Origin of the sequence: Gemmatimonas sp. (assembly GCF_046594945.1) — a bacterium.
GTDB lineage: Bacteria > Gemmatimonadota > Gemmatimonadetes > Gemmatimonadales > Gemmatimonadaceae > Gemmatimonas.
Genome location: NZ_JBKJRB010000130.1, coordinates 1 through 7,006 on the forward strand (window position 1 = coordinate 1; position 7,006 = coordinate 7,006).

At 63.7% G+C, this 7,006-nt stretch carries 5 protein-coding genes; all 5 read right to left on the bottom strand.

Annotated features, from left to right (window positions below; genetic code table 11):
* Positions 1 to 153: 153 nt before the first annotated feature.
* Positions 154 to 1,299 carry a rod shape-determining protein MreC gene (gene mreC / locus ACLL97_RS15990; RefSeq protein ID WP_411281478.1) on the bottom strand — a complete coding sequence of 382 codons (1,146 nt, stop codon included), beginning with the start codon at positions 1,297 to 1,299 and terminating at the stop codon, positions 154 to 156.
* Between the two features lie 7 nt (positions 1,300 to 1,306).
* Complete coding sequence (locus ACLL97_RS15995; RefSeq protein ID WP_171224384.1) at positions 1,307 to 2,344, bottom strand: rod shape-determining protein; 1,038 nt, start codon at positions 2,342 to 2,344, stop codon at positions 1,307 to 1,309.
* Positions 2,345 to 2,543: 199 nt separating this feature from the next.
* Entirely contained in the window at positions 2,544 to 3,659 is a 1,116-nt protein-coding gene (ald, locus tag ACLL97_RS16000; protein ID WP_411281479.1) for an alanine dehydrogenase, read from the bottom strand.
* A gap of 28 nt (positions 3,660 to 3,687) precedes the next feature.
* Positions 3,688 to 5,040 (bottom strand): M16 family metallopeptidase, encoded by a 1,353-nt coding sequence (locus ACLL97_RS16005; protein WP_411281480.1) that lies wholly within the window; start codon positions 5,038 to 5,040, stop codon positions 3,688 to 3,690.
* Positions 4,952 to 7,006: polyribonucleotide nucleotidyltransferase (locus ACLL97_RS16010; protein ID WP_411281481.1), on the bottom strand; the 2,055-nt coding region annotated here is incomplete at its 5' end. The genes ACLL97_RS16010 and ACLL97_RS16005, both read right to left, overlap by 89 nt.

The following is a 7,006-nucleotide window of genomic DNA, read 5'->3' on the forward strand; positions in this document are numbered from 1 at the left end:
AAGTCGATGTTTGCGCGGCCGCTGAATAGGGGCCGCACGGAGAAATGCGCCGTCAACAGAATCGCGAATCCCAGCCAAGCGCGGAGCGCACTCCCCATTCCGGGCGACTGTTGCTGCGGCCGACTCATGCGACGCTCCACATCGTTTGCACCGTTACCAGCCCGCCGGCGGCGGGCCGGTGCGGGGCGCCGGCGGCGGCACCGTGGGGCGCAGCTTGCTGCTATCAGCGCGCGCGCGCGGACGAGCACCGCTGTCGGCGCGGGCGCGAAGGCGCGCGCTGTCGGCACGCGCACTGTCGGCTGCCGTGCCGCGACCTCCGGCCACGAACGCCAGCGTTGAATCGGTCAACGTGTCGGCCGCCGCATCGAGCGCGGCACGACGTGCAGCGAGTTCGTCCAGCGCTGCAGCGCGTGCCAGCGAATCGCCGGCGGCGGCTACCGCGCGGGCCGCACTATCGGACGCACTGACCGTCGTCCACACGCCGTTCACCCCCCGCTGCGTGCGCGAGGAGAGCAGCACGAGCACCGGACCGATCGCTGCCGGCAGCACCGATGGCTTGACCAGATACGTGCGTGCCCACTTCTCCGGCGTCGAGAGTTCGCCAAGCACGGTTCCGACGGGAATGCCACGCGGATATGTGGCGCCCAGTCCCGAACTCACGATCAAGGTGCCCGGTTCGAGCTTAGCGCGAAATGGCACGCCACGCATTTCGAGCAGCCAGCGCTCCGCGCCAGCGCCGAGATGCGGCTGAACGATACCGAACGCGCCTTCGTCCACGCTCATTGCACTCACCCGAAAGTCCGGGTGCGCCCACGTAATGGCGAAGCTCGTGGCGCGATCGACACTCTGCACCATGCCGACGAGACCATCCGCTGTCACCACGGGAAGGAACGGCTGGACGCCCGCATCGGAACCGGTGGCCAAGGCGATGGTGAATTCATCGCCGGCGCCGCGAGCTGGCAACAACTCGGCCGGCACAAATCCATCCTGCAGTCGTGCCGATAGCCCGAGCAATTTGCGCAACGTGCGGTTCTCGTCGGCCACAGCCTTTACCTGTAACGCCTGCGTGGCCACCTGCCCGCGCGTGACCAAGACATCGTTGCGCGCGACAATCGCCGCCCGAACGGACGAGGCTCGCCCTTCGAGCGCCACGAGCGGCGACAGCACCGTCGTGCGCAACGTCGCCGCGAATCCTTCGCGCGTACGCCGCGGAAGGATCAGGGCAAGGACAGCCAACAGGACACACACCAGCGCAAGACCGGTGTCGAGTCGCCCATCGGATCGGACGCTTCGGGCCACCGCGCGGTCAGGTCGTGAGGACAGACCAGTACTTCTCCTCGTCATCGAGGATCTTGCCGGTACCGCGCACCACACACGTCAGCGGATCTTCATCGACGTGAATCGGCAACCCGGTCTCCTGACTGAGCAACACGTCGAGCCCGCGGATCAAGGCACCGCCACCGGTCATCACGATGCCACGATCCACGATGTCCGACGCCAGTTCCGGTGGCGTAATCTCCAGCGCGCGACGCACGGCGTCGACGATCTGCTGGATCGGTTCCTGAATCGCCTCGCGGATTTCGCTGGAGTGTACGCGCACCGTTTTCGGAATTCCGGATACCAGATCGCGACCCTTCACTTCCATCTCGCGTTCGTCGCCCACGGGATATGCCGATCCGATTTGAATCTTGATCTGCTCCGCCGTCGGCTCACCGATCAGCAGATTGTAGTTCTTGCGCATGAACTGCACGATGCTGATGTCGAGCTCGTCGCCGCCGGTGCGAATCGACGTGTCGCTCACTATGCCCGACAGCGCGATCACGGCGATTTCGGTCGTACCACCACCGATATCGATCACCATGTTGCCGGTGGGGGATTCCACGGGAAGTCCGACACCGATGGCCGCCGCCATCGGCTCCGTCACCATGAAAACTTCTTTCGCCCCAGCGCCAAGCGCCGAGTCACGCACCGCACGCTTTTCCACTTCCGTGATGCCGGACGGAACACACACGATCACCCGCGGCTTCACCTTGAACACGTGCTTGTCGATCACGAGCGTCAGGAAATAGCGCAGCATTTTCTCGGTCACATCGAAGTCGGCGATCACGCCGTCCTTCATGGGCCGAACGGCCATGATACCGTCGGGCGTACGACCGAGCATGCGCTTTGCTTCCAGACCGACGCCCTTCAGCTTCTTGGTCTCACGATCGAGCGCGACAACCGAGGGCTCGTTCAGCACGATCCCCTCGCCCTTTACGTAAATCAGGGTGTTGGCGGTGCCGAGATCGACTGCGATGGCATTCGCCGGGAAGAACGAGTTGGACTTATTAAAGGGCCAGAACATCCAGGTATGTGCTCGACGGCGCGGGGCGCCGGGAAAGGGCATGCTGCGGCAGCAGTGATCGGTAAGGTACGTGCGCGCCAGAGCAGTTACAAGCTGTTGCGGCAGCGTGACCTAGGACACGATACGTGATCCGGGATGGAAACGGAGAGAGGCCACCGGACAATCGTCCCGATGGCCTCTGCTGCTCCTACGGGTCACGCTAAGCGACGAACGTAGCCGGGTCGGTGCACTCCATACCGAAGGCGTCGGAAACACCCTGATACGTCAGCTTGCCGTCGGTCATGTTGAGCCCCTTGAGAAGCGCACTGTTCTCGCGCAGCGCCTTCTTCCAGCCCTTGTTGGCCAGCAGTAGCGTGTACGGCAGCGTGGCATTCGTGAGGGCCAGCGTGGAGGTACGCGGCACCGCTCCCGGCATGTTGGCTACCCCGTAGTGAATAATGCCATCCACCGTGTACGTCGGGTTCTCGTGCGTGGTCGGATGAATCGTCTCGATGCAGCCACCCTGGTCGACGGCCACGTCCACGATGACCGCTCCCGGACGCATGAGGGCGAGGTCCGCACGGCGCACTAGTTTTGGCGCCTTGGCCCCCGGAATGAGCACGCCACCAATCACCAGATCGCAGGTACTGATCTGCTCGAGAATATTATGACGGTTCGAGTGCACGAGCTGCACATTGGCCGGCATGACGTCGGAGAGGTAGCGCAGACGCTCCAGCGACAGGTCGAGCACGACGACCATGGCACCGAGCCCAGCCGCCATTTTGGCCGCGTTCACACCGACGATGCCGCCACCGAGGATAACCACCTTCGCCGGCGCGACGCCCGGCACGCCACCCAACAGCACGCCACGGCCACCGTAGAGCTTCTCGAGGTACTTGGCGCCTTCCTGCACTGCCATCCGACCGGCCACTTCGGACATCGGGATGAGCAACGGCAGATCGCGATTCGGCAGCTCGACCGTTTCATACGCAATGCACGTGGCGCCGCTGGCGAGGTGGGCGTTGGTGAGCTTCTCGTCGGCCGCGAAGTGGAAGTACGTGAAGAGCGTGAGGTCGCGACGCAGGAAGCCCCATTCCGCCTCGATCGGTTCCTTCACTTTCAAGAGCAACTCGGCATTGCCCCAGGCCGTCGCGGCATCAGACACGATCTCGGCGCCAACGGCGCGGTACGCGTCGTCATCAAAGCCACTGCCGATTCCGGCACCCGTCTCGATGAATACCTGGTGGCCTGACGCCGTCAGCGCTTCCGCGCCGGCCGGGACGAGGGCCACCCGATTTTCGTTGGTCTTGATCTCTTTGGGTACACCGATGCGCATAGTCGCGATTTCCGGAAAAGGTGAAACGTCAGCGAACGGCCTTGGGGCCGAGGCTGACGAGAATCTGACGGTCTGGGTCGAAGAAGTCGCGCGCGACGTCGCGCACCTGCTCCAGGTCGATGGCATCCACCAGCGCCTTGAGTTCGTCGATACTGCGGTATGGTTCGCCGTACAACGCCGTGAGTGCCGCCCGATACATGCGCGACGACACGCCTTCCATCGACAACACCAGCTGCCCGCGTAGCTGGCGCTTACCGGCAACGAGATCGGCCTCCGACAGGCCATTAACCGCGACATCACGCAGCACATCGCGAACGGCATCCAACGCTTCCTGCGCCGTGTCCGGCGCACTCGCGAGATACACGCCGTGCGCGCCGGTGTCGGCGTACGAGCTGCTGAAGGTCTGCACACTATACGCCAGCCCCAGCTCCTCGCGCACTTTTTGAAACAGGCGTGAACTCATGCCCCCGCCAATGAGCATGTCGAGCAACGCGAACGCGTACCGGCGGGAGTCGCCGAAGGCGATGCCCTGTCCACCGAGTACGATGTGCGTCTGCGCAATGTCCTTGCGCGACACATGCTCCGCATGCGGACCGGCGGCCTCGACGGGGTCGAGCGGAAACGGCGACATGTCGCCGCGTTCCCTCGTGGTCCAACCAGCAGTCTGCAGCGCCTCGAGCAGCTGCTCGTGCTCGACTCGCCCCGATGCGGCGACGACCAGACGGCCGGGATGGTATGCGCGCTCATGCAGATCATGGAGATCGGCCACGGAGAGCGCCTTCACGGTGGCGCGCGTACCGAGGATCGGGAAGCCGTGCGGATGATCACCCCAGACGGCACGATTGTGCACGTCGAAGATGATGTCGTCGGGCGTGTCGTCGACCATGCTGATTTCCTCGAGAATTACCTTCCGCTCGAGGGCCAGATCGGCCTGACGCAACAACGGCTCGAAGATCAACTCACCGATGACCGACGCGGCCTCCGGAAGATGTTCATCGAGCACGCGTGCCTGATACGACGTGTGTTCACGCTCCGTATACGCATCGAGCGAACCACCGAGCGTTTCGAGCGCGAGGGCAATCTGCTGAGCACTACGCGTGCGTGTTCCCTTGAACACCATGTGCTCGAGCAGATGCGAGACACCCATCTGTTCCGGTCGTTCATGAAGCGTTGCGGCGCGAACCCATGCTCCGAAAGCAACCGACCGCGCTCCCGGAACGGATTCCGAGAGCACGGTCAGTCCATTAGGTAGGTCCGTGCGTTGCAACGTGGGCGCCTGAGCGCCCGCCGTATTAGCGCCGATCCCGACCGCCACCACCACTCCGTCCACCGCTTCGACTGCCCCGATCGCCACTGTCTTCACGGCGCGGCGGGCGCTCACCGGGCGTCTCTTCCGGCATGCCTTCGGGGCGCGGAAGAAGCGCCTTCATGGACAGACGGAGACGTCCACGCTCGTCGCGATCGACCAGCTTGACCGTCACCCGATCGCCCTTCTTGACCACGTCTTCCGGCTTCTCGACGCGTTCCCACTTCATCTCGGAGACGTGCAGGAGCGCTTCGGTACCCGGCATGATTTCGATAAACGCGCCGAACGCCGTCACGGTCTTGACCGTGCCTTCGTAGGTATCGCCCACCACCGCCTCGGCGGTCATACCTTCGACCATCTTGCGGGCGCGCTCCATTGCTTCGGCACCCACAGCGGCGATCGTCACCGTCCCATCGTCGTCGACCGTGAGCTCGGCACCCGTCTCTTCCTGGATGCCACGGATATTCTTGCCCTTCGGTCCGATTAGCTCGCCGATCTTGTCGACCGGGATCTGCACCGTCACGATCCGTGGCGCGTACTTCGAGAGGTCAGCGCGCGGCGCGGCAAGCGCCTTGTCCATTTCGGCGAGGATATGCAGGCGGCCTTCCTTGGCCTGCAGCAGTGCCTCTTCCATGATCTTGAGGTCGAGCCCCTCGATCTTGATATCCATCTGGATCGACGTGATGCCGTCCTTCGTGCCCGCGACCTTGAAGTCCATGTCGCCGAGATGATCTTCGGTGCCGAGGATGTCGGTGAGGATCGCGTACTTGTCGCCTTCCTTGATGAGCCCCATCGCCACGCCGGCAACGGCCGCCTTCATCGGCACACCGGCATCAAACAGGGCGAGCGAGCCGCCACATACCGAGGCCATCGACGACGAACCGTTCGACTCGAGCACTTCCGACACGATACGGATCGTGTACGGGAAATCCGCAAAGTCGGGGAGCACACCCTGGAGCGCGCGCTCGGCCAAGTTGCCGTGGCCGATTTCGCGACGACTGGTGCCGCGCATCGGGCGCACTTCACCGGTCGAAAACGGCGGGAAGTTGTAGTGCAGCATGAACGAGCGCGTGGTCTCGCCCGCTTCGTTGATCGTGTCGAGACGCTGCGCATCTTTCGCGGTGCCGAGCGTCGCGGCGACGAGCGCCTGCGTCTGGCCACGCGTGAAAAGCGACGAGCCGTGCGCACGAGGCAGCAGGCTGTTGTCGATGCTGATCCCTCGCACTTCGGCGGGCTTGCGACCGTCGACGCGCAGATTCGTGGTCAGCACCTGCGCGCGCAGTTCGTTGTACTCGACATCGCCCAGGACGCTGTGAATGTCCTTGGCGTTGTCGGGGAACTCGACCAGCAGTTCCGCCGCCACTTCCTTCTTGACCTTTTCGATGGCTTCGATGCGGGTGTGCTTGTCCTTCTGGTTCAGCGCTTCGCGAATGCGACCCGAGGCATGCGCCGTGGCGCGGCTGACAACGGTGTCGGGCGAGACGGACTTCGTCCACGCCATCTTCGGCACCTGCACTTTGGCCAGCAATTCGTTCTGCATCGCGATGAGCTCGCGGATGCCATCGTGGGAGAGGCGCAGCGACTCGAGCACGTCGGATTCCGACACTTCGAGCGCCCCGCCTTCCACCATCACGATCGAATCCTGCGACCCGGCGACAATCAACTCCAGGTCGGAGAAGGCCAGCTGCTGGAACGTCGGGTTGAGCACCCAATGTCCCTGCACGCGGCCGACGCGCACGCCGCCGATCGGGCCCATGAACGGAATCCGCGACGCGTTCAGTGCGAACGACGTGGCGAGCAGTGCCAGGACGTCTGCGTCATTCTCCTGATCGGCCGAGATGACGTAGACGAACACCTGCACTTCGTTCTTGAAGCCTTCCGGGAAGAGCGGACGGATCGAGCGATCGATGATGCGGCACGCAAGGATCTCATGATCATGCGGGCGCCCTTCGCGCTTGATGAATCCGCCCGGAATCTTGCCGGCGGCGTAGGTCTTCTCCTTGTACTCAACCGTGAGCGGGAAGAAGGGCAACGTGCTCTG

Bases quoted from the DNA above. Each gene is read 5' to 3' on its own strand.
- ald (WP_411281479.1), bottom strand. From the start codon at position 3,659: ATGCGCATCGGTGTACCCAAAGAGATCAAGACCAACGAAAATCGGGTG.
- ACLL97_RS15995 (WP_171224384.1), bottom strand. From the start codon at position 2,344: ATGTTCTGGCCCTTTAATAAGTCCAACTCGTTCTTCCCGGCGAATGCC.